This is a genomic window from Pseudoalteromonas xiamenensis, assembly GCF_017638925.1.
Lineage (GTDB): Bacteria > Pseudomonadota > Gammaproteobacteria > Enterobacterales > Alteromonadaceae > Pseudoalteromonas > Pseudoalteromonas xiamenensis.
The window spans coordinates 61,760-83,782 of record NZ_CP072135.1 but is presented as its reverse complement, the minus strand read 5'-3'; the positions used below and the strand labels follow the sequence as shown (position 1 = coordinate 83,782).

Annotated in this window: 21 protein-coding genes and 1 pseudogene; 10 read left to right on the top strand and 12 right to left on the bottom strand. The window is 43.6% G+C overall.

The window, feature by feature from the left end:
• Positions 1-57: 57 nt before the first annotated feature.
• Positions 58-600 (bottom strand): TetR/AcrR family transcriptional regulator, encoded by a 543-nt coding sequence (locus J5O05_RS18120; RefSeq protein ID WP_244370154.1) that lies wholly within the window; start codon positions 598-600, stop codon positions 58-60.
• A 186-nt stretch (positions 601-786) separates the two neighbouring features.
• Here J5O05_RS18120 and J5O05_RS18115 point away from each other — a divergent pair, with 186 nt between their 5' ends.
• The gene (locus J5O05_RS18115) at positions 787-1,809 is read left to right on the top strand and encodes an MBL fold metallo-hydrolase (RefSeq protein ID WP_208845031.1); all 1,023 of its coding nucleotides are present in this window, start codon (positions 787-789) and stop codon (positions 1,807-1,809) included.
• A 78-nt stretch (positions 1,810-1,887) separates the two neighbouring features.
• On the opposite strand, the gene J5O05_RS18110 is transcribed toward J5O05_RS18115, so the two are convergent.
• The 6 genes from J5O05_RS18110 to J5O05_RS18085 form a co-directional block, all read right to left on the bottom strand.
• Positions 1,888-2,310, bottom strand: a complete 423-nt coding sequence (locus J5O05_RS18110; RefSeq protein ID WP_208845030.1) for a nucleotide triphosphate diphosphatase NUDT15 — start codon at positions 2,308-2,310, stop codon at positions 1,888-1,890.
• A 34-nt stretch (positions 2,311-2,344) separates the two neighbouring features.
• Entirely contained in the window at positions 2,345-2,833 is a 489-nt protein-coding gene (locus tag J5O05_RS18105) for a hypothetical protein (protein WP_208845029.1), read from the bottom strand.
• On the bottom strand, positions 2,830-3,258 hold the full coding sequence (locus J5O05_RS18100) for a hypothetical protein (RefSeq protein WP_208845028.1): 429 nt from the start codon (positions 3,256-3,258) through the stop codon (positions 2,830-2,832). The genes J5O05_RS18105 and J5O05_RS18100 overlap by 4 nt, the downstream gene beginning before the upstream one ends.
• Before the next feature lie 195 nt (positions 3,259-3,453).
• The gene (locus J5O05_RS18095) at positions 3,454-5,064 is read right to left on the bottom strand and encodes a hypothetical protein (protein WP_208845027.1); all 1,611 of its coding nucleotides are present in this window, start codon (positions 5,062-5,064) and stop codon (positions 3,454-3,456) included.
• Between the two features lie 16 nt (positions 5,065-5,080).
• A complete protein-coding gene (locus tag J5O05_RS18090) occupies positions 5,081-6,415 on the bottom strand; it encodes a hypothetical protein (RefSeq protein ID WP_208845026.1) in 1,335 nt (444 codons plus the stop codon).
• 252 nt (positions 6,416-6,667) lie between these two features.
• Complete coding sequence (locus tag J5O05_RS18085; protein ID WP_244370153.1) at positions 6,668-8,515, bottom strand: S8 family peptidase; 1,848 nt, start codon at positions 8,513-8,515, stop codon at positions 6,668-6,670.
• A 268-nt stretch (positions 8,516-8,783) separates the two neighbouring features.
• On the opposite strand from J5O05_RS18085, the gene J5O05_RS18080 reads away from it, so the two are divergent.
• The 3 genes from J5O05_RS18080 to J5O05_RS18070 all read left to right on the top strand — a co-directional run bounded on the left by J5O05_RS18080 (position 8,784) and on the right by J5O05_RS18070 (position 11,801).
• Complete coding sequence (locus J5O05_RS18080; RefSeq protein WP_208845025.1) at positions 8,784-10,058, top strand: Xaa-Pro dipeptidase; 1,275 nt, start codon at positions 8,784-8,786, stop codon at positions 10,056-10,058.
• Between the two features lie 136 nt (positions 10,059-10,194).
• A complete protein-coding gene (gene ykgO / locus J5O05_RS18075) occupies positions 10,195-10,335 on the top strand; it encodes a type B 50S ribosomal protein L36 (RefSeq protein WP_208845024.1) in 141 nt (46 codons plus the stop codon).
• Between the two features lie 308 nt (positions 10,336-10,643).
• Positions 10,644-11,801: a type III PLP-dependent enzyme gene (locus J5O05_RS18070; RefSeq protein ID WP_208845361.1), complete on the top strand. Its 1,158-nt coding sequence runs from the start codon at positions 10,644-10,646 to the stop codon at positions 11,799-11,801.
• A gap of 111 nt (positions 11,802-11,912) precedes the next feature.
• Here J5O05_RS18070 and pdxR read toward each other — a convergent pair whose 3' ends face one another.
• On the bottom strand, positions 11,913-13,334 hold the full coding sequence (gene pdxR, locus J5O05_RS18065; RefSeq protein WP_208845023.1) for a MocR-like pyridoxine biosynthesis transcription factor PdxR: 1,422 nt from the start codon (positions 13,332-13,334) through the stop codon (positions 11,913-11,915).
• A 102-nt stretch (positions 13,335-13,436) separates the two neighbouring features.
• On the opposite strand from pdxR, the gene J5O05_RS18060 reads away from it, so the two are divergent.
• From J5O05_RS18060 to J5O05_RS18050, 3 genes are read left to right on the top strand one after another with little or no spacing between them, the layout of a single operon-like run.
• On the top strand, positions 13,437-14,012 hold the full coding sequence (locus tag J5O05_RS18060; RefSeq protein ID WP_208845022.1) for a GNAT family N-acetyltransferase: 576 nt from the start codon (positions 13,437-13,439) through the stop codon (positions 14,010-14,012).
• Entirely contained in the window at positions 14,009-14,614 is a 606-nt protein-coding gene (locus tag J5O05_RS18055; protein WP_208845021.1) for an FMN-binding negative transcriptional regulator, read from the top strand. Before J5O05_RS18060 ends, J5O05_RS18055 begins: the two co-directional genes overlap by 4 nt.
• Positions 14,571-14,921 (top strand): HopJ type III effector protein, encoded by a 351-nt coding sequence (locus tag J5O05_RS18050; protein ID WP_244370152.1) that lies wholly within the window; start codon positions 14,571-14,573, stop codon positions 14,919-14,921. The genes J5O05_RS18055 and J5O05_RS18050 overlap by 44 nt, the downstream gene beginning before the upstream one ends.
• A gap of 44 nt (positions 14,922-14,965) precedes the next feature.
• Here the strand turns inward: J5O05_RS18050 and J5O05_RS18045 are convergent, their stop codons facing one another.
• Positions 14,966-15,529 carry a lipid-binding SYLF domain-containing protein gene (locus tag J5O05_RS18045; RefSeq protein ID WP_208845357.1) on the bottom strand — a complete coding sequence of 188 codons (564 nt, stop codon included), beginning with the start codon at positions 15,527-15,529 and terminating at the stop codon, positions 14,966-14,968.
• Positions 15,530-15,807: 278 nt separating this feature from the next.
• Between J5O05_RS18045 and J5O05_RS18040 the strand changes: the two genes are divergently transcribed.
• The gene (locus J5O05_RS18040; protein WP_208845020.1) at positions 15,808-16,668 is read left to right on the top strand and encodes an EamA family transporter; all 861 of its coding nucleotides are present in this window, start codon (positions 15,808-15,810) and stop codon (positions 16,666-16,668) included.
• Here the strand turns inward: J5O05_RS18040 and J5O05_RS18035 are convergent.
• The 3 genes and pseudogenes from J5O05_RS18035 to J5O05_RS18025 form a co-directional block, all read right to left on the bottom strand.
• The gene (locus J5O05_RS18035; protein WP_208845019.1) at positions 16,657-17,100 is read right to left on the bottom strand and encodes a GNAT family N-acetyltransferase; all 444 of its coding nucleotides are present in this window, start codon (positions 17,098-17,100) and stop codon (positions 16,657-16,659) included. The two genes, J5O05_RS18040 and J5O05_RS18035, sit on opposite strands and share 12 nt — an antisense overlap.
• Before the next feature lie 55 nt (positions 17,101-17,155).
• Positions 17,156-18,239 (bottom strand): annotated as a pseudogene (locus J5O05_RS18030) (MbnH family di-heme enzyme).
• 76 nt (positions 18,240-18,315) lie between these two features.
• Positions 18,316-19,050, bottom strand: coding sequence for an MbnP family copper-binding protein (locus J5O05_RS18025; protein WP_208845018.1), 735 nt, complete (start codon positions 19,048-19,050; stop codon positions 18,316-18,318).
• Between the two features lie 82 nt (positions 19,051-19,132).
• Between J5O05_RS18025 and J5O05_RS22065 the strand changes: the two genes are divergently transcribed.
• The gene (locus J5O05_RS22065) at positions 19,133-20,542 is read left to right on the top strand and encodes a choice-of-anchor B family protein (RefSeq protein ID WP_244370151.1); all 1,410 of its coding nucleotides are present in this window, start codon (positions 19,133-19,135) and stop codon (positions 20,540-20,542) included.
• The gene (locus J5O05_RS18020; RefSeq protein ID WP_341874741.1) at positions 20,424-21,842 is read left to right on the top strand and encodes a choice-of-anchor B family protein; all 1,419 of its coding nucleotides are present in this window, start codon (positions 20,424-20,426) and stop codon (positions 21,840-21,842) included. The genes J5O05_RS22065 and J5O05_RS18020 overlap by 119 nt, the downstream gene beginning before the upstream one ends.
• Positions 21,843-22,023 lie beyond the last annotated feature (181 nt).

The following is a 22,023-nucleotide window of genomic DNA, read 5'->3' as shown; positions in this document are numbered from 1 at the left end:
ATAGGCTACTTTTGGTATCGAGCAAGAAACAGTTTCACGGTTTCAAGCACTAAATAATCAACATTGAGTCTCATCTTTGCTCGAAATACCATAAAGCAGAGGGTAGAACAGCAACGATTTGAGCTGATAAACAAATTGCTTTGCAGCTAACGACACATCGTCGACAGTTAACACCTCCGCTTTCACCGCATCGGACAGAAACTGTTCAAAAAATCGCAAACACCCGACAGACTGACCATTTAACGAGTTTGCTAAGTTGGCGTCTTGCAACATCTGCATAAAAGCAACTTTCGCTATTTTTAAAAACGCTGGCGACGTCAACAATTCGACTTCTTGTGCTGCTATCTCCATTAACTGTGATTCAATCGAGCAATCCGAGGTAAACTGAAATTGTTTACCTTGATCAACTTTAGCGAACATGGCTTCTAATACGGCCTGAAACAGCTCAGCTTTGGTTGCAAAATGATTATAAACCGTGCGCTTCGAAACCTCGGCAAGCGAAGAAACCTGATCCATACTCGTCGCTTCAACGCCTTGCGATGCGAACAATGATTCAGCCGCGGTAACTATTTGCAATCGTTTTTTCTCAGAAAGTTTCATCGTGTTTCAAGGTCATAGGGCTAATTTCGTTAACCCTATAATAACCGAAACACACAAAAGTTACACTACACAGTTTACTTTTATAAAAAACAAAGTAAACTGCACAGTGTAGTTTACTTTGTGGTAGATTTTATGAAACGCATCACGTGGTTAGTTTTTGCAGCATTCGGCATTGGAGGTGGATTTATGATTAACAATTTAAATGCTCAAATTGATGAAAGCACTTTGACATCTCAACACCATGAGAATGGTAAATTTATTAATGAAACGCCAACGGCTCCAACTACTTTAGCAAAAACACTCAAAATCATGTGGCGTTATATTCGCGAGAACCGTATAGATACAGAGCCTAATCAAGCATTGCCAATGAAAGTGGTTTCAAGAGATTTACTCGATGGTTTATCGAACTCAGAGATCCACGTGATCAAATTAGGTCACTCTTCGTTCATTTTGAAAGTGTTAGGTGAATACTGGTTACTTGATCCTGTCTTTTCAGATAGAGCTTCACCTTTTAGTTTCATTGGTCCAAAACGTTTTCAACCCACACCCATTAGTATTGCCAACTTACCACCAATCGATAGAGTCCTGATTTCACACAACCATTACGACCATTTAGACAAAAATGCGATCATTGCACTTAAGGAGAAGGTTAAACATTTCTATGTGCCAATGGGTGTGGAAGGTGACTTAAAGCGCTTTGGTGTTGATGAAAATAACATTTCATCATTCGATTGGTGGCAATCGACTTCGTTAGGTAACTCAATGGTTACGTTTACGCCAACTCAGCACTTTTCGGGCCGAGGATTATCTGATGCTAACACAACTCTTTGGGGTTCATGGGTCATTGAGGCGAACGGTCAGAAACTCTTCTTTAGCGGAGATTCCGGCTACTTCAATGGTTTCAAAGAAATTGGTGACAGATTCGGTCCTTTTGACCTTACGTTAATTGAAACGGGCGCATACGATAAAGACTGGCACGACATTCACATGACTCCTGAAGAAAGTGTTCAGGCGCATTTAGATTTGCGCGGTCAAGTCATGATGCCTATCCACAATGGAACGTTTGATTTGGCATTTCATGCCTGGTACGAACCTCTCAATCGTGTATCCGCAGCAGCAGCTCAAGAACACGTTGCGCTGTGTACACCAATCGTAGGTGAAACGGTAACGCTAGGAAAAGCGTATCCAACCACGCCATGGTGGAAATAACAACCGTTCACTTTCACGGTCTTATGCGCGGTTTTTCCGCGCATTTTCGTGAAATTGTTTTTTACATCAAATTAGTGATTACATCAGATTAGTGATTACATCTGGTGATTTCGACATGAAATTTTTAAGCGACAAGAATAAAGCGGACGGAAGCGCATCCAATTCATACCAAACCCATTGCAAACATTTATGTGGCTCCAGTATCTGGGCTTCTTGCCCCTCTGAAACCTCTGCATGCACAAATACCGTCACATAGTGCTTACTATCGCTGGCGAAAACGTCGTTGCTAAAACCAAGCTCGGTTACTTCTTTCACAATGAGACCGGTTTCTTCGGCCACTTCGCGTATAGCACACTCCGCAATCGACTCCCCAAATTCGAGATGCCCCCCAGGTGTCGCCCACGTGTGCGCACCATGAGCGCCAATACGTTCACCCAAAAGAATACGGCCATGGCGTACAATCACCACCGCAACGCCAACACGCACTTGTTTGTCATTCATATCGTTACTACTATATTGAAAAGTCTAAAGTTAATTATTCATTTCCAGCAAGTTTTTCTTGCCATTCTAGCCAGGAAACCGTGCGGCCAGGGAATACGATTTTTGAGAACATCCACGTTGATTTTAGCCAAGTTTGTATAACGTCGAACAACGCGTTTTCTAAAGCCATTTGGGATTGTCGAACCCAAAAATAAACTTCGCAATCGAATTCATTGAGCCGGCATGGTTCCACATAAATCGAACCTAAACAACGCGTTCTTTCGCTGTTAAAAATAGAATACGCAAAGGCTTCCTGGCGCTCGAATTCAGCTTGATGAACCGCTAAACTAGCGAGGTTTTCAGCGTAAGTCATTAACTCGTTAGGCCATTGACTATCTGGCCCAAACACCCCTTGTAAATAGCGCGGGTTTTCCATAACAGCGTCATAATCAGCGGCAGCAACACTTGGTTCCAGCGGACAGAAACAAAATTGCGCATTGTTAAAATTAATCGGCACTAAGTGGACATTGAATGAACGTATCATTTGTCTCTCTCATCGGTTTGATGTCGTCGCCAGACTTTATAAAGTATGAAAAGCCCAAGTAGCCCATCCACTGCGCCACAAAACTCAGGCCACCAGCTCGGTGTGCCATTATTAATAAATAGCTGCTCATGAAATGCGTCATAAACTGCATGTCCCAAATATGCGGTGCCGAGTAGAAACAGAAAAGGTCGAGCCGAGAACTTAAATGCAAGTAACGCCGGGATAATAAACCACAGTGAATAAAGTACCTCTTGAATAAGAGCGTCAATATGCAAAACACTGAGCGCAAACACGACATAGTAGAGCGGGAAAGTAGCCAGTAAAATTGGATAATACGTAGACTTTTTCGGGTTCGTAGGGCTTGGGAAACGGGTAACGATAAAAATCGCCACCAAAATGCCGATTATCAATGCCAAAATATTCATGACGAAACAGTCCCTGTTGATTGCGCAATCGCACCTTAGCATAACCGCAGTACTTAAGACCAATTTTCACTGTGACAGGCTTGTAAAAATCAAAAGAATAGTACGCGATTATCAAGAGGTAGGCTCTTCATGACAAACACGTTGAGCAAATTAGACACAGCCAACTGTGTGTCTAATTTGCTCTCTTATCATGGCTTAACGTGCTATCACCGCCTCTGACGGTATAGACATATTGTGGTAGGCGTCTTTTGCCACAATTTGATAGCTCAGTGTTCCTTGCGGCGGCCATTCGTCAACAAAAGATGTAATGTCGCCTGACACGTGCGTGTATGGCTCACCGTTTCGGTAAATAAGGTAAAATTGTACACCCGTGTTATCACTCGCTGGTTGCCATGAAAGGGTAAAACCATATGCTCCATCACTCTGGGACTGAAGCCCTGTCACTTGTGATGGGGCTTCGGAGTCGCCCGCGAAACTTTGTATTATTGGCGTCGTTGCAAGTACATGTTCTTCATCATCGACAGCAACAACATAGAATTCATGAATTTCATGCTGCGAGAGCCACTCAATTGTTTTTGATGTTGACCCATCTGTATGAGCGCGCAGTTGACCATCTACGTAAATTTTATAGTACTTGGTTTGACTTAATTCACTCCATGATAATTTCACGCCATACACTTCTGCAATCGGCTCTGCAGTCAACGCGAATGGTAAACTCGTCACATTCGACATAGCTGAATGATTCTCATAGAGGTCAACAGCCTGAACTTGATAGCTAACCACACCAGATGGTGGCCAAGGATCAGTCCACGATGTGCTCACCCCATCAACATGCGTAAACTGCACACCATTTCGATAGATCAGGTAAAATCGAATTCCCGTATTGTCTGTCGATGTTGACCAACTCAATCGATTGCCGCTCTCAGACAACGGCTCTCCCGACAGGCTAACTGCCGATGGTGCAACAGAATCCCCCGCTTTAGTAACAACTTCATTGGACTGCGCCAAGACTTCCGATGTTTGGCTCACTGCTGTGACGACAAAATGATAATCCACATTCAGCGTTAGCCAGTCATTGTTAAAATGGTTACCTGTTGCATCAACATGGCCGATAAACTCACCATCACGGTAAATATAATATGCAAAAACGTCATTGTTTGTTGCATTCCAAGTAAGCGCGACTCCCCACGTTTCAGGTCTAACTTCCGCGGTTAACGTGATCGGTGTTTGCGGTTCTGGATCGGTTGGGTCTGGATCAGGCGTACCGCTATCATCATCACCATAAATATCGTAATCATTTACATAAGGGGCTTGGGTTTGATTGTACGCGATTGGCGTTTGTGTCGTGCGTTCGCACAGTGACCACCAGCAGGGAGTCTGCTCAATAAAACCTTTCGTTGCGGCAAATTTTGGAGCTTCACTATCTGGTTGTAATTGGTATTCCTTCAATGGAAATGCCCCCCATCGCCCCCACGTTGCCGTGCTCTCGAATACGTTGAATATTTCGCCTCCTTGCTCTTTCCATGTTTGGTAAATAGCACGCATTGCCTGCCCCATTCTTGGGTCACGATTAGCGGGCAAAAATAGTTCGTTGTTTATCCGTTCGCGTTCACCGGAGAGATTGCCAGCAAACGTAATGTGTTGTCCGCCTTCGTAGGCCGTCAGTTTGATACCATGTTTATCCGCAACTTGCTTATTTCGTTTTATAAACTCTGTCGTCATTGCAATTGCGCCATGCTCTGGTGCTTGCGCCCAATCAGGCTCATCGGGGTCATAGGTGCGCAGATAAAGCAGTCCATCATACATTTCTTGAAATAGTTGGCTAAAGCCTTTTTCGGAACTCGTTATCTAGCCAGTCTTGCCATAGAGGCAAATATTTATCTTCATGAAAGTAGCCAGCGAAATACGGCGCAATAGCGACACCATACATGTCTTTAGAACACACATAACCGCCTTCAGTTTGCGCATACAGTGGACAACTCAAGATACGGTCTGTTACCCAATCGTTGGCAACAAAGCCACCCATCATGCACTTAACGCGAGATGCTTGTTCACCGAACTCTGCCTTAAATAATTGACACATTTGCGCGGAGCGCATGCCAAAGTAATTGAGTCGAAATTCAAAATCAGTGACCGCTGCTTGCGGCCATGTTGCCCGGCCTTGCTGCTCCATCCACGTTGCATCAAGCGAATAAGGATAGGCGTTATTCCAAATTTCATTTCCAAGCTCAATGGCAAAAGATAAGTTACCATCGAGTTGGCTTTTGATAAGTTTCGCCATCTCTTTTATGTAGTCGTCGTTCACTCTCGCAGGGACATTGAACCAAGGCTCAGCTTGAACTTTGTTGGCCATTTTTATTGCTGTTTCAAATGGTGCGCCCGTGCCTAATGCCCATGTAGCGTAATTAAATGCGCTTCGAGTTTCCCATGTTTGTTCACCATTGCCGTTGGTGATAAACATATTCAGAAAGCGTAACGAGCCAAAGCGCTTAATGTCTTCTAAAAACAACGGATGGAATGTTTGCGTTTGGTACAAGTACTCAAAAGGTGTGAATGTAGCTTCGCAATCGCTAGGGCGATTTGCAAAGTGGAACGCATCACGGTTACAAATCCCCCCCGGTGAAATAATGCGAATATTACGAAGATAATTGCCGTTGTTGTTTGGATCTGTTTGAGTGATACGCACCATCAACGCGCTGTCTTTTGGCAAATTAAGGATGTCGCGCCCAGGACTTGATAGCGAAGACACTTTGCTCGGACCTATGTACTCCAGTGTCCCCTCACCGTCGTATAACACCACATATCGCCCTGTCGGTGCATGATGATTGTCACCAAAAACAATGCTGGTTACATAACGATATTGAACGGTCTGATCGTCTTCCTTCGGCAGTGACTTTGGCCAACCTTGATCGTCTAAATCCAATTTGTCGTATTCGCCAGTGTGCCATGTTGAACTATTACCTGGTGCCCAGAGGTGGCCTTGACCATCCGATGCTTGCTTCATTACGTCAATCAGCATCCACTGACTTGACCAATAATTAATACCCGTTACGTTGATACCAAGTGGAGATTTATCATTGACCGTTTGGCTTTGCACGTTAATTGATAGACTCATCATTAACAGCAATCCCAATTTGGCGAACAAACTTGCCTTCATATTTTATCCCTTGAACCCTGTAAATTAAGGTTGGTCGAAGTGGCTATTGCCGAACAATATTGTTGTAGCTACATCAATATTAGTCCCCAACTTATCGACCTTGCTTAGGAAAAATGTAACAAGTTTTGTTTCTTTTGCGAGTCCAAAATAAAAAATACGAATAAAGGCTCAATAAAATTTGAGCCTTATAAATCAATAAATTAAACATCACCATTAAATTAAATAGCGAAGTTACAACAAGTTATATTTATTCTATTCAACGTAGTTACCAAGTAACGTAACTCCGCTGTATCGAGCTTGACCTCTCAATAAAATATGCATAATCCCACCCGCTTTACTGTCCAGCACACATTGTTCACGGTTACCTGTTTCAAAAGGGCGGCAATCATAGAGTCCTGTTGTCGGCGGTTTATTCATCCGTACGAAGAGGTCTACATCGCCCGTTCCACCTGAAGTTTGAATCGACACTTGAGTATTGGGCGGCACATCAAAGGTATAACGTATATCCGAGTTTAATCCTCCGGAGAGGTCTGTAACTGGGATACCATTTTGCAAGCAAAGCCCCGTACATACGTCTGTACGACTTCCCACCAGTGCTTTTAATATTGCTCCACTGTACCCTTGATACGCATTAAGCATGACATACCATTCACCTTGCTTTGGATTCGCAAATTCACAGCTTTCATTGTTTCCAGATTGAAAGGGTCGGCAGTCGTAATCGGTTATTGTCGGCTTTACCCCTTGCCTCACATAAAGGTCTGCATCGCCATTTCCACCTGTCAACAAAACCTGCAATGAAGGCTCACTATTGGTTAATGTAAACTTGTAAAACTGCTGCGTATCGCGCAATCCACTTACCGCAATGCCATTATTAAGTGTAAGCTCCGGTATTGGCACATCTGGGTCCGGTGTTTCACCATCAAACGAAAATAACAGATGATTCGGCGAATTTACTTTTAGATCCGTTAATTTGTTTTTCGAGCTTCTGCGAATAAGTTCTGCTTTAATTTCTGGCGGAGACAAATTCGGCTTACTTTCAAGAAGCAGAGCTGCCGCTCCAGCAACATGTGGTGCAGCCATCGATGTACCACTAATAACGTGAGTTGCCGTAGACGACCCTATCCAAGTAGATGTGATGTCGCTGCCTGGTGCAAACACGTCAACGCAACTACCAAAATTGGAATATTCAGCTCGCCTATCAGTGCGCGTGCTGGCACCAACCGTTAATGCCTCTTGTGCTCTAGCTGGTGAATAGTTGCACGCTAAATCATTATCGTTGCCTGCTGCTACGACGAAATTGATACCTGAACGAACTGCCGCATTTACCGCGTCATCTATTGCTTGTGAAATTCCACCGCCAAGGCTCATATTGGCAACGGCTGGTCGGTTCGCGTGTTGCTTTACCCAATCAATTCCAGCAATGACATCAGAATAGGAACCACTACCTGAGCAGTCTAGAACGCGCACGCCAACCAGATTAACGGCTTTTGCTACTCCATAATTGCGTGCACCAATCGTTCCCGCGACGTGCGTACCGTGCCCATTACAATCACTTGCGTCCTTGTCATTCTCAACAAAATCATATCCATGAGTCGCCCGCCCTTGAAACTCGGTATGTCCAACGTTAATACCAGTATCAATCACATAGGCCGAAACACCTTGACCTGTTTCGACGTAATTATAGATGCCATCTAAAGGTAAATTACGCTGATCTATACGGTCTAATCCCCAAATAACTGAGTCCAATAATTCCTTTGATTTTACTGGTGCTACTTGGATTTTCCTGTCTTTTTCAATGTATGCAATGTTTGGGTCATCTCTTAGCTGCTTCACTTGTTGTTGTGTTGCTTGGACAACGAGCGCGTTAAATTCCCCCGAAAATACCCGCGATACCTTTATGCCTAAATGATTTTCCAATTCATTGGACATCATCGTAGTGAGCATTTGGGATTCTTGATGAAGTTGTTTCTTATCATTCTTAAGAACCACAATATATTTATCGTTTATAGCAGCGTGTTGATTGGTCTTAGCGAATGCACTGGTAGACGATGCGAATAACAACGCAACGGGATAAAGCATGTATCTATGCTCGCGTTTCATTTATCTCTCCTTAGATGATTTGAAAGCGCTCCAAGCCTAGGTCATGTTTTTAGTTTTCATAGGCGTTGTCTTGAATTTTGATTATAACAAAGACAAATTTGGTGTTTAGATTGTTTCCAGCGTTTGGAATACAGTATACCGATAAGTGACACAAGCCGCGTGTTAACGCCATTTTTCCCAATTTTATCGCGTTTTAGACGCATTACGATTGCGTTCTCAATACGAAACATCAACACTCAAAGACAAATAACTAGAATTAAGGTTAGTCATGTTCAAACGTACTTTACTTGCGCTTTCTTTGGCGGGATTATCATCCTATTCCTTCGCTCAAACCATCGTCTTAAATGCCGATGCCGCTCTCGATGTCAAAACAGGAAAATTGATTCAACCAGCAACGCTTGTCATTGAAGACAACAAAATTGTCAGTTTAGCTAAATCGAATAAAAAAGCCTTGCCAGCCGACGCGACCGTGGTTGATTTATCAGGCCATACGCTATTACCCGGTTTGTTCGATATGCACGTACACCTCACGGGCGATGCCCATGTGCATGGTTATAAACGACTGCAACGTACGACTCAAAGACAAGCTATCACAGGTGTACGCAACGCGAAACGAACGCTGGAAGCAGGCTTCACTTCAGTGAGAAATTTAGGTGCAGCGGGGTATTCAGATATCGCGCTTCGCGATGCTATTTATGATGGTGACGTACCTGGACCACGTATTTTTGCATCGGGTCCAGCACTTGGGATCACTGGTGGACACTGTGACAACAATTTACTCACCCATGAACATCAAGTCGTTGCAGAAGGTGTAGCTGATGGCCCTTGGGCCGTTCGGGCAAAAGTGCGCGAAAACATAAAGTACGGTGTTGACGTTATTAAATACTGTGCGACGGGTGGCGTACTATCAAAAGGCACAAAAGTAGGCGCACAGCAATATTCGCTTGAAGAAATGGAAGCGTTAGTTTCAGAAGCACACTTGCGTGGATTAACGGTTGCAGCACATGCTCATGGAACCGAGGGCATTAAATCGGCGATTAAAGCCGGCGTTGACTCTGTAGAACATGTATCCTTTTTGGATGACGATGCTATCTTAATGGCGAAGAAAAAGGGCACCTACTTTTCCATGGACATCTACAACACAGAGTACATTCTAGGTGAAGGTGAAAAAGCCGGTATCTTAGCTGAAAGCCTAGACAAAGAGCGTGTCGTGGGCACAAAGCAAAGAGACAGTTTCCGTAAAGCAGTTAAAGCCGGTGTAAACATGGTATTTGGCTCTGATGCAGGAGTCTATCCACACGGTGACAATGGTAAGCAGTTTAGCCGTATGGTTAAGTTTGGTATGACTGAATTGCAGGCAATTCAAGCCGCAACCATCAATTCAGCAACACTACTTAAACAGCAAAGTAATTTGGGATCATTAGAAACTGGCAAATTGGCCGATATCATTGCGGTCAAAGGTAACCCTCTCAAACACATCGACACTCTTGAAAACGTTACCTTTGTAATGAAAGACGGCAAAATTGAAATAAACAAGCTGTAAAAATACGGGTAGCACAGCTACCCTTTTACTAATTTGTATGTTTTACAGCCAAACCAAGCGTTATTGAACACTTTCTAACTAGCAACTCGCCAGCTTTTGTTATAGTATAACATATCCAAGCTATTCTGAGGTTGTTATGAAAGTATTAAGTTCGCTTAAAAGTGCCAAGTCACGTCCTGGATGCCAAGTCGTCAAACGTCGTGGAAGAATTTTTGTTATTTGTAAAACAAATCCTCGTTTCAAAGCCGTGCAAGGCAAATCGAAAAAACGAGCATAAGTTCATCTAGGGACTCTATAGCCCAACCTTCCAAGGCGGCGCAAGCCGCCTTTTTTCAATCAGGTAAGCAAAGATCGTGTGCTACTTTAACGGTTTGATCTTAATTACTTTAATTTCTATTCGCCACATAACCAAATCACACACCAAACATGCTGAATAAAATACGTACGTTCAATCAATTTCACTTGTCGTGAAAATAAGATCTTATCGCTGAAATATTATTTAATTTTATTGCATTTAAATTCATCGAGTGCATAATGCGCGCAAATAGATTCTTAAACCTAACTGAAGAGGTAACCACACACTTTATGGAATTGAGCGCATTGAATGCAAATCAAACAGATTACCGTAAACTTGTTTCTGAGCACGGTTCGCCACTGCTTGTATTAGATGGCGATGCAATCCGAAAGCAGTATTTGTCGCTGCAACAGGCGCTTCCAGGTGTAGCCCTTCATTATGCGTTAAAGCCACTGCCACATGACGCTGTTGTTGCAATATTGAAAGACTTAAATGGCTACTTTGACCTTGCAACCAATGGTGAAGTGGACTTAGTCCGCAATGTTGGTGTAGACCCAGAACGTTGCATACACAGTCATCCAATCAAACGCGATAGCGACATTCGTTATGCTCTGGATTATGGTTGTAGTACGTTTGTAGTGGACAACATTGTTGAACTCGAAAAATTTGTCGCTTACAAAGACGTCACCCAGCTTTTGCTTCGTGTTAGCTTTAGAAATCCTGACACGAAAATCGATTTATCGAAAAAGTTTGGTTGTCGTCAAGAAGAAGCAATTGGCTTACTTTGTAAAGCGAAAGAACTTGGTTTGAATGTGATTGGTTTGTCGTTCCACGTAGGTTCGCAAGCCGTAAACCCTGTGCGTCACAGTAATGCGGTCGCTGCATGTAATAACATTATTCGTGAGGCAGCTCAATTCGGTGTAACACTTACTACGTTGGACATTGGTGGTGGATTCCCAGTGAGTTACGATGGTAATCCAATTGACATCGTCGAATATTGCGCGCCCATCCGTGAGCAACTGGCGCTATTACCTGAGCATATTCGAGTACTAGCAGAACCTGGTCGTTATATTTGCGCACCGGCGGTGACTGCGGTGTCTTCCGTCATGGGCATAGCTCAACGTGGTGAGCAAACGTGGTACTACCTTGATGATGGCGTATATGGTTCTTATTCAGGCCAAATATACGACCACATGGTCTACCCATTGAGTTTTCCGTACGCCTCTGGCGAGCCACAGCTAAGCGTATTGTCTGGTCCAACGTGCGATAGCATCGATGTGATCCGTGAAGACATCATGCTTCCTCCGTTAGCGGTAGGTGAAATTGTGATCGGTCACGTGATGGGTGCGTATACATGGGCGTCGGCAACTGAATTTAACTTCTTCCGTAAGGCTAACTTTGTCGTCGTTAACGGCCCTTGCGAGATAAATGCGGTGGTTGCCGCTTAAGCAACACTTTATCCCTTCAGTTTGATCTCAAATTTGAGGCTCTTTTTGTTTTTGGGCAAATCGTTGAATTAAACTAGTAGACCCTTCTTCTCGACAGTGTTCTCCTCTTCGTCAAAGATCAAATAGTTTTAATAGACCTGCACGCGCTTTTTCTTCGGGTTGCGCCGCAAAACCGAGACGAATGTGCGTTGCTACATTCGGAGGAGTTAAATGAAATTCTCGCTCGCTTTGGATGTATATTTTGCTTTGCCACGCTCTCGCTTTCAGATCAGATGACTCACGCATGATATCAACCCAAAGCGCCATACCTCCATCCGGTACTTCGAAATTCATTGCGTGGCCAGAATGCTTTATCTCGTTCAGTACATTGATCATCGCATCCCGACGAAGTCGATATGCTTTGGTCATTTTCCGTAAATGACGTTCAAAATGACCTTCTGCCATCCAATGACCAATTGATAGTTGAGTGAGAGCGTCATTTCGATGATTCATTAACTGCTTTAAAGCAATCAGTGGATGAAGAAGGTGTTGAGGCGCACATAGGTAACCTGTTCGCGTCCCCGCAAACATCACTTTTGAAAACGTCGAAAGGTAAATGACTATCTGCGCGGGGTCGTCCGTCGCCATTGGTTTTAGAGGCTGACACGCGTAGTGAAACTCATGATCGTAATCATCTTCAACGATAAATACGCCATATTCATAGCACAATTGATAGATCTCGAGTCTTTTTGAGGCGCTTAATGTAACGGTCGTAGGATATTGATGAAGCGGTGTTAAATACAATAATTTAACTCGCCCAGCACTTAACACCGATTTAAGATGCTCTGTACAAATGCCGGTTTTATCTTGCCGAATTCCGACAACTTGCGCTCCACATGAGTCAAACGCTTTTCGAGCAGGCGGATAACCAAGCGCTTCAATGGCCACTTTATCTCCGGGTGTGATGAACAGTTTAGCGATGAGAAACAAAGCCTCCTGCGAACCATTACACACCAACACATCATCAAAGGTTGCCCCTCGAGCGCGCCGCAGATATTGAAGAATTTGCGCTTTCAAAAGCGGTACTCCGGTTATTTCACCATAATGCAATGCATGCGCATTCGCTTTGCGACACATCACCGATAACGAGCGTCGAAACGAATCAAATGGAAAAAGATCAAAATCAGGCAACCCGCCGCCAAAGTGATAATCAAAATCAACGATCTCTGAGGTAATGGGTTTTTCTAATTCCAGTGCCAATGAAGGTGATACTGTGCGAAATGCTCTTAGTGTTTGACCTCCAGACGAGTGTTCAATCGGCAAATTGTCTTCAACGTAATAGCCACTGCGCTCTTTACTCACTAACCAACCTTCTGCGACTAGTTGTTGTAAAGCGTGCATCATGGTGTGTCTATTCACTTGAAATGACTCTGCAAGAATTCGCGCTGAAGCGAGTTTTTCTTTTGGTTTAAATTGGCCCGTTCGAATTGCCTCTCTTAAGGCATCTTGCACCGACTGATATTTCGGGATTGATTCCGTGACTGTTGTTCCCATGTTTCCATTACTCTGGTCTAGTTACTTTTGCATTTCTGGTTGTTTTAGTTATACCAATCAAAGCGTATTTTTATCAACCTAATTACTAGATATGGAACTAATATGCTGACTTCACTCGAACTTACCTCTGATAAAATCAAGCTTGTGCCGCTTAACGAATCACACTTGCCTTCACTGTACGAAGCTGGACAAGGCCCATCGGTATGGACGTGGTTATTTGGTAACTACTGTAAAAGCCCTGAAATACTTAAAACCTGGTTTCAAACAACAGCACAATTCGACCCAAACGAGCAGTTAGTGTTCGCTACTACAATAGCTCAAACAGGCGAAGTTGTTGGCACAACTCGTTTTTTCCGATTAGATCCCGCTAATCGTTCTGTAGAAATCGGCCACACGTTTATAACCGATAAATGGCAACGTTCATTTGTAAATACCCATGCCAAATACCTCATGCTAACGCACGCTTTTGAAACGCTAAAGATGGTACGTGTTGAATTTCGTACGCATGAGCACAATTCAAAATCGCGAAACGCTATTGCTCGTGTAGGCGCCACGTTTGAAGGGTTAGCGCGCAAAGATAGGCTGTTACCCAATGGTGAGTATCGCAATACAGCTAAATTCGCCATCATTGATGACGATTGGCCACTTGCTAAACAAAAATTGGAGCTGAGTTTATGAAACGATATCCAAAACGACAATTTATTGAAACGAACCTAAGTGAGCTTATCAACGTGATTTTGGCGTTTCCACTAGCCACGATTGTTGATCCTCATCGAAATGTGGTGTTCATCCCTCTTCAACCCGATGAGCTGGGCACACAGCTCAGTGGGCACGTTGCGGCGTATAACCCACTTGTCAATGCGGATGGACAAGAAGTAGTCGTCGTCTTTAGTGGTGAAGATGACTACATTTCGCCTAATTTAGTATCGAATCAATATTTGCCGACCTGGCATTACAAAAAAGTCATCGTGCGTGGTAAATTGAGTATCATCCAAGATCCAACACTTGCGTGGCTTGAACTGGTTAAGCAAGTTGAGCATGTCGAGCAAACCGAGTCATCACCTTGGAAAGCAGATTCTCTGAATTTGCAGGAGCAACGGATGCTTATGAAACAAATTCAAGTATTCAAGATAGACATTGACTCTATTGAAGGTAACTTTAAACTCAGTCAGCACAAATCAACGGAGCACCAATTCGCCATTCGCGACGCGCTCCAAGCTAAAAAAGAGCAACAAGTTGGAACTCAAAAAACTACTCGAAATGCTGAGATTATCGCCTGAACTTCTTGTTTTTAATGACGTCATTGCCACCATTGATGCACATTATCATTTTACAGCCTCTCGTTTTCACAACAATGGCTTGGAGAATGAAATAGGAACTAATTTAGGATCATGCAAAGTATTTGCTTTTGCAAAACAGCATAAGTTAACCAAGGACGAAACATTAGCTTGTTTTGCAGAACATTACTTCAAAGATGTTCTCGTACATCCAGAGAGTCAAAGTCATCAGAATATCCGGCATTTTATGAAAAGTGAGCGTGGATTGGATGGAGTTATGTTCGACAGTAAAGTACTAATGGAAAAATAGGCAGAAGACCTGCCTATTTTTCTTTACGGTATCAACAATGAACGCTAATTAAGTTCTTTATCTACCCAAAACTTAGTACCTTTTAGCACAGCTTGGAGTGCAAGGCCGGTATCCGTTAACGAATAAACCGTGACGTCGTCCACTACCGCCTCAGCTGCAACAGCGGCACCTTTATCTTCGTGTTTAGCTGCTGCATCCGCGTTACCTCCAAATGCCCAACCATGTTCAATAAAACGTTTCATTGCTGCATCAGTATGAAACACCATCACGATATTAAAATCTTTTGCGCCTAGGCCTAAACCGAGTCCCGCTTCCGCCATATTCATATACGTTTGCTTACCAGTACTGTTGTTCGTGACCACACCATAGCCACCACCAACACTCGCTATCAGCAAATTCACATTTGCGTTATCAAACACAGCGTAGCCTGGTGCTGAGCGAATTTGCTTTCTCACATCTGGTTTTTGGGCATAAAGTTGGTTCAAGGTATTCGTTTTCATACTTTGCACCACTTGGCGTTTTTCAGCGGGTGACGCGTCTCCGCTCGTTGCACAGCCTGTTAATGTCAGTAAAAAACTGAGCGACACGATTTGTAGTAGTGTTTTCATCATAAACCTCCTTATTGGTTTGCATTGAGTGTAGCAAAGCAACATAAGCGTGTGATGAATAAGCGAGAAAGAAAAAAGCCACGCAAAAAGCGTGGCTAATCGTTCATGGGTATACTTAAGGGATAAGTGTGAACAAGGCTTATTCTAGAGATTTAATAGTAAATTAAAATCACATTATAACGACGAAAATCATCGCTTTTTACGAACAATAGTGAAATCCACTACAACTCGTTAAAATGCGTGCTATTCAACCTCAGCCTTATATAAACACAAAGACCATGACTTATTTATTTTCGATAACCCTACTTTGGGCGTTTTCGTTTAGCCTCATTGGTGTCTACCTCGCAGGTCAAGTGGATGCATGGTTCGCCGCATGGACACGCATTCTGCTGGCCACTCTGGTTTTACTGCCTTTTCTGCGACCCTCTCGAATTTCGACACCACATAAGCTGAAATTGATGCTAGTAGGTGCAATTCAAATTGGTGCAATGTATGGGTTTTACTACCAATCTTTTCTCTATCTCAGCGTTCCCGAGGTGTTACTCTTTACCGTAATGACCCCTGTATATATCACTCTAATCAACGACTTAATGGAAAAATCCTTCCATTGGCGTTATTTGCTCGTTGCGCTTTTGGCTGTCTTGGGCGCGGTGATCATTCGCTATCAGACGCTCGATTTGAATTATTGGAAAGGCATTGCCATCGTACAAGGCGCTAATTTGTGCTTCGCAGCTGGCCAAGTCATGTATAAACACTTAGACAACCAACTCACAATTAAACATAGAGAGCGCTTTGGCTGGTTTTTCCTTGGCGCTCTACTGGTATCCTCATGCAGTTTAGTTTCCTTTTGCAATGTCGATAAATTGCCTCAAACTTCACTGCAGTGGGGAGTTATCGTTTATTTAGGACTAGTCGCGTCTGGTCTTGGTTATCTAATGTGGAATAAAGGGGCCACGCTTGTGTCTGTGGGACAGCTTGCAGTCATGAACAATTTACTGATCCCGGCAGGCATTCTAGTTAATGTCATTATTTGGAGTAAACCAAGCGACCCCTTACGCTTAGTACTGGGAAGTGCGGTTATTCTGTTGGCACTGCTCATTGATACTTACTGGCAAAAACGTCGCATTTCAACCCAATAGTTTACGACATCGGATCTTTACTAAACGAGGATCCGCGTTTTCTTTCACACTCACGATGTGGTAGTCATGGCTTATCAACATTTGAAGCATAGTTTTGAATTGGTTCATGGTTTTAACTTCAATCGCGCTAAATCCCTCGGCTTCACACCACGCTTCTTGCCTCAACAGTAATGCGCGAGCAATCCCTCGTCCACGATAGGCAGGAATTACAGCCCCGAGCCAAGAATAAAATGTATCTTCATTCAAGGCATAACCCAGCTTGTACGCAATAGGCTTACCTCGATGATAGGCAACTAGCGGCAGCATCTTTGCATTTGCTAAACGCTTTTCAAGATCATCTGCTTTCTTTGGTGCGCCAAATTCAGGGATTTGAGCCTCAACTTCTAAGACATGTTCAAGCGTTGAAGACTTTATTTCAAACTCATTTTGCATAATAGACTTATTCCCGATGAGGTTTGTGGTTGAGCATACTTATTCGTCAGATTGCCTAATTTTTATTTTTTGACGCCCGTGGATCAGAATATTTTTCATTCGTCACAAAATCGTTGTCGGTCAAGCTGTGCAAAAACGCAAGTAATGCCTGTTTTTCATCGTTGCTTAATACAAAGCCTTTTACAAACAAACTTTTATTTGGATGAAGCCTGCCATCTCCCGCTAACGGCCCCGACTCAATATTTCGCCCACCCGCCGCATAGAAGTCAATCACATCTGATAGGGTCGCGATACTACCATCATGCATGTAGGGTGCTGTTAATTCGACATTTCTGAGTGTCGGCGCTCTAAATCTGCCTTCATCCCCCAAGTTGAGCGTGACATCAATCATGCCTCGGTCATATTGAGGATAACCTTTATGGTTAAAATTAGGCTGGTCGGTGTAATACAACCCTGTATTATGAAACGCAAAGCGGTTAATCGGCTGATTTTCATGGGTTGTTGATTGAGTAAAATTAAATCCACCATGACAATGATGGCACTCTAAACGCTCTGAGAAAAATAGGTTCATACCTTTGATTTGTTGTTCGGTCAACGCATTGTCATCCCCAGTATAAGCATAACGGTCAAACGGACTCGACAACGATATCAAACTTCGTACAAACAGCTGCGAGCGCTTGCACTATACGGTTAAACGACACCTCTTCACTCCCAAACGCCGCTTCGAATTTACTGGGATAATCACCCTGTCGAAAGTGTTTCAGAATGGTGGCTTCATTGCCTGTGATCCCCATTTCAATAGGTCTTTGCCCAAACATCGGGATCAGTAGCTGCGCTTCAATGTCGGTTAGGAATGGATGACTCCATGTTAACGTTTTATTGTACGCTACGTTCACCAGGGCCAAAGCATTTCGCGTATGAGCCTGCCCTGTTGAACCTACAGAAACCTTGCGATTTTCAGCGAAAGCATGAGCTTGCTGATGACAACTGGCGCAGCTTTGCGTGCCATTTCCTGAAAGTGCTTTGTCATAAAACAAATAACGACCAAGCGAGACCTTTGCTTCAGACATGGGATTGCCTTCGTGCACCAAGGGTTTTGGAAAACCCGTCGGTATCGCCCACCTATATTCCTTCGGCATGGCAATAAATTTGCTATACACAAACCATGTTACGAGTGGCACAAGTCCAATCAACGCAAGCACAAATGCCTTCTTTTTACTCATGCTCACCTCTAAAAAGTGGCAGCTTGAGCCGCGACATTACTGTTTTACACCCTTGTTGTTCTGGATCTCCCATACAATCAGGCAGATCAGCCAAATCGAGACCGTTAAGCAACGCTTTAAGATCAAACAACACCGCATTTTCGCCTTTTAATTCAATGGAGTACTGGTAGCGATTGGCAAGGGCACAGGGCTGACTTGGTGCACGCATCACGCTTGCTGATTGACAACCTATTGAACCTAAGTGAAATTCCCAACCTTCATTTTGCTGCTTTAAGTCCAAACGCAAGAACTTGTGCCCCTGCTGCCATGTCCAAAACATTTCAGGTACATTCAGCGGTGAAACTTGCGTCAGTGGATTACGATGGTTGTCATCAAACGGCAGACCCAACGTAAAACTCAATGTCCCCTCAGGGAGACGCCCTTCAAATTCAATACGCCAATGTTTTTGTGAGCAATCACCGCCAACCAACACGACTTCCGTATTTTGCTCTATGCCATTGTCGACAAGAGTGAGGCGTTGACCGTTTAAATAAAAGTCAGAAAGGTAAAATTGCAGTTGTTCTACGCTGAGCGCTGCTGGGTTATTTGATTGGCACAAGGAAATTGGTGCTGCATTACTTCCCCAAACTGGGCGAATGGATAGGACTGACGATTCGTTTGATGAACACCCTAAAAGACCCACAATCAACATTGTTGAATAGAATGTATACAGGAAATTTCTTTTCAAGTTAGTATAGTGTTCCTATATTGTGTATTAATACGACGTTATGCAGGTGCATGACAGGATGTACATTCGCTTGGAGACAACGATGAAGCTTACTTTATCATCATTTTTAATCTGTTGTAGCATTTTCAGTAATGTCACGTATGCCCATGCTGAGCATGATAAAGCGCGATTTGTATCTCCTGATGGCAGTGACAAAGGACGTTGTGATACGCCAGTGCGTCCATGCAAAAGTATTGAATATGCAGTAAAGCAAGCAAAAAAAGGTGACAAAGTCTTAGTTGCCGAAGGCAATTACACAATAAACAGCAGTGCAGAGTTGCTTGCTCTAACCAGTGACATGGTTCCGGTTTTAGGTGGGTTTAATCGTTTTGATCATTTCTTAAATCAGGCTCCATCTATTCATACCACAACCCTTTATGGCGTACCAAATGAGTTAAAGGATGAACTATACAACAAGGGATTTCACATAATTCAAGATGGCCTTTCACGTTATCAAACTGATTTTGAAAAACTAAAACGCAATCAAGAAGAGTTGAGCCAAACACATTCACAAATGACCTGCACCAATGGCCAAGCTGGGGCTTTTGCGTGCTCAAATGTTGATTTAGTGGCGCATATGCCACTTTCGGCATTTTCCAAACCTAGCGTGGCTGGAAATGACATTTGGGGACATGTTGATCTTAACGACAACAAAGAATACGCCATTATGGGCTTTTACAATGGTGTTGCGGTGGTTAACTTGGCCCATCCAGACCAACCTACGGAAGTTGGGTTCATCGAAGGGCGAAGTACAACTTGGCGTGACATCAAGGTGTATCAATTTTATTCCGAACAACAACGACGCTGGCAAGCCTACGCCTATGTAACATCGGAAAATGGTGCTGACGGGGTGATGATCATCGACCTGTCTAACTTACCTAACGCTATCAGCTTGGTTAAGAACGACCCTATTTCTGGCCGTGCCCATAACTTATACGTGTCGAACGTAGATTACAGTTTGAATGTCGCACTGAATCAACAAACACCCACATTACACCTGGTTGGTGAAAACGTGGCGGGCGGAGCATATCGTAATATTTCTCTTACCTCACCTCGCTCACTCTCTCTTGCAAGCCCCAGTCGAGCCACAACGCGTTCAGACTATACTCATGATGCTGTGTCTTTTTGGGTCACTGACTCTCGAGCTGCGCGAGATTGTCAAAACACCACTCAGTCGGGATGCGAAGTATTTGTCGATTTTAATGAAGAAGAAGTACGTTTATGGGACATTACCAATAAAGCGGAACATGTTGAGCTTGCGCAAGCCAAGTATCAAAATGCAGAGTACGTTCATTCCGGCTGGTGGAGTGAAGATGGTCAATATCTCTTTGTTCATGATGAAGTTGATGAGGCTCTCTCATGGATTCAACACTACAGTGCGCGTGTTCGACGTTTCGGTGTTAACGAATCCAAAACTGGTGAAAGAATGGCAAGGCCCAACTCCCGCGATTGACCACAATGGTTTCGTCAAAGGTAATCGCTATTACATGTCTAATTATCAGCGTGGATTAACGATTTTAGATATTTCAGACCCGACGTCACCGCAGCAAGTCGGCTTCTTTGATACTTACCCCAACAGCGACGATGCTCAATTTAATGGCGCATGGGGAACCTACCCTTATCTGCCATCCGGTTTGATCTTAGTTAGTGACATCAACAGTGGCCTCTACGTGCTTCGTGACAACACGAAAGACAATCCTGCAGGGTCAATTGCCGTCAGCGAACAGGTCATCCAAGTGGATCAAACAGCCACTCAAGCAACTATCGACATACAACGTATTCAGGGCAGCATTGGTGCTATAAGTGTCGATTACGATGTACTCTCAGGTAATGCAACATCTGGTGATTTTACACCTATTTCGGGCACGCTAACGTGGGATTCGAACGATTCGAATAGTAAAACGCTAACTATGCCTATACAGACGGCGAGTACCGCTTTCAATAAATCTGTGTTCTTACGGCTTCACAATGTAAAAGGCGGCGCGACTATATCCAATCACATAACTCGAATTAATTTCGGTGAACAGCCTAGCAAATCAGGGTATGCAGATTTACACACAACGGCGCTTCGCGTAGTAGAAAACCTAGGTACATTCACTATTGAAGTAAAACGCATTAACGGCAGTGAAGGTGATTTGACTGTACAGTATGCGTTTGATGGCGTCGCGGCAGACGCAATTTCTGGCGAACTTAGCGGTGAATTACATTGGCAAGATGGGGAAACCGCAAACAAAATTCTTGCTTTTCAAACGATCGATAATGCCACAACGAATGAAGATAAACGTTACCAATTTACTCTCTCTGGCAGCGCACTCGGCACCAATCAGCAATTGTCGGTACAGATTCTGGATGATGAGTCAAACGTTGCCCCCGAAATTTACTTGACCCAAACAGTAGAAGTAAACACGAGACAAGTGATCCAAGTGTCGGTGAACGTAACCGATGCGAACAATGACGCGGTCACCCTAAATTGGACCCAAACAGCTGGAACACCCGTGACCATAAATAACCCAACAAGCGCGTCAATAAATTTCCAAGCTCCAGACACAGCGGGTGAATTACATTTTTTGCTCAGGGCAACCGACGAGCGAGGAAAATCAACGGAACAAACACTCACGGTTAAAGTCACTGAACCCGCTACAACAACGCCTACCACAAGTCCGCAAAATTCCTCAGGCGGTAGTTTGTATTACGTTTTAGTATTACTGGTGGTTAGCGTTAATAGAAGAATGAGATCTACGTTGTACACGTGAAATAACCGCGAAACCCAACCGTTTAAGTGAATGCCGCTACGGCGGCAACATCTCGTTTTGAATAAGATGACCTAAATTAATCCGTAGCAATTTGATCGTAAACTCGGTAACGCAAACTTCTTGAGTCTGCAATTTGACTTATAAATTGACGCTTGAAATACCCCCAAAATTACAAAGTCTT

Excerpts from the sequence above, each read along its gene's own strand:
- J5O05_RS18120 (WP_244370154.1), bottom strand. The coding sequence starts at position 600 with ATGAAACTTTCTGAGAAAAAACGATTGCAAATAGTTACCGCGGCTGAA.
- J5O05_RS18115 (WP_208845031.1), top strand. The coding sequence starts at position 787 with ATGATTAACAATTTAAATGCTCAAATTGATGAAAGCACTTTGACATCT.
- J5O05_RS18110 (WP_208845030.1), bottom strand. The coding sequence starts at position 2,310 with ATGAATGACAAACAAGTGCGTGTTGGCGTTGCGGTGGTGATTGTACGC.
- J5O05_RS18105 (WP_208845029.1), bottom strand. The coding sequence starts at position 2,833 with ATGATACGTTCATTCAATGTCCACTTAGTGCCGATTAATTTTAACAAT.
- J5O05_RS18100 (WP_208845028.1), bottom strand. The coding sequence starts at position 3,258 with ATGAATATTTTGGCATTGATAATCGGCATTTTGGTGGCGATTTTTATC.
- J5O05_RS18095 (WP_208845027.1), bottom strand. The coding sequence starts at position 5,064 with ATGTATGATGGACTGCTTTATCTGCGCACCTATGACCCCGATGAGCCT.
- J5O05_RS18090 (WP_208845026.1), bottom strand. The coding sequence starts at position 6,415 with ATGAAGGCAAGTTTGTTCGCCAAATTGGGATTGCTGTTAATGATGAGT.
- J5O05_RS18085 (WP_244370153.1), bottom strand. The coding sequence starts at position 8,515 with ATGAAACGCGAGCATAGATACATGCTTTATCCCGTTGCGTTGTTATTC.
- J5O05_RS18080 (WP_208845025.1), top strand. The coding sequence starts at position 8,784 with ATGTTCAAACGTACTTTACTTGCGCTTTCTTTGGCGGGATTATCATCC.
- ykgO (WP_208845024.1), top strand. The coding sequence starts at position 10,195 with ATGAAAGTATTAAGTTCGCTTAAAAGTGCCAAGTCACGTCCTGGATGC.
- J5O05_RS18070 (WP_208845361.1), top strand. The coding sequence starts at position 10,644 with ATGGAATTGAGCGCATTGAATGCAAATCAAACAGATTACCGTAAACTT.
- pdxR (WP_208845023.1), bottom strand. The coding sequence starts at position 13,334 with ATGGGAACAACAGTCACGGAATCAATCCCGAAATATCAGTCGGTGCAA.
- J5O05_RS18060 (WP_208845022.1), top strand. The coding sequence starts at position 13,437 with ATGCTGACTTCACTCGAACTTACCTCTGATAAAATCAAGCTTGTGCCG.
- J5O05_RS18055 (WP_208845021.1), top strand. The coding sequence starts at position 14,009 with ATGAAACGATATCCAAAACGACAATTTATTGAAACGAACCTAAGTGAG.
- J5O05_RS18045 (WP_208845357.1), bottom strand. The coding sequence starts at position 15,529 with ATGAAAACACTACTACAAATCGTGTCGCTCAGTTTTTTACTGACATTA.
- J5O05_RS18040 (WP_208845020.1), top strand. The coding sequence starts at position 15,808 with ATGACTTATTTATTTTCGATAACCCTACTTTGGGCGTTTTCGTTTAGC.
- J5O05_RS18035 (WP_208845019.1), bottom strand. The coding sequence starts at position 17,100 with ATGCAAAATGAGTTTGAAATAAAGTCTTCAACGCTTGAACATGTCTTA.
- J5O05_RS22065 (WP_244370151.1), top strand. The coding sequence starts at position 19,133 with ATGAAGCTTACTTTATCATCATTTTTAATCTGTTGTAGCATTTTCAGT.
- J5O05_RS18020 (WP_341874741.1), top strand. The coding sequence starts at position 20,424 with ATGATGAAGTTGATGAGGCTCTCTCATGGATTCAACACTACAGTGCGC.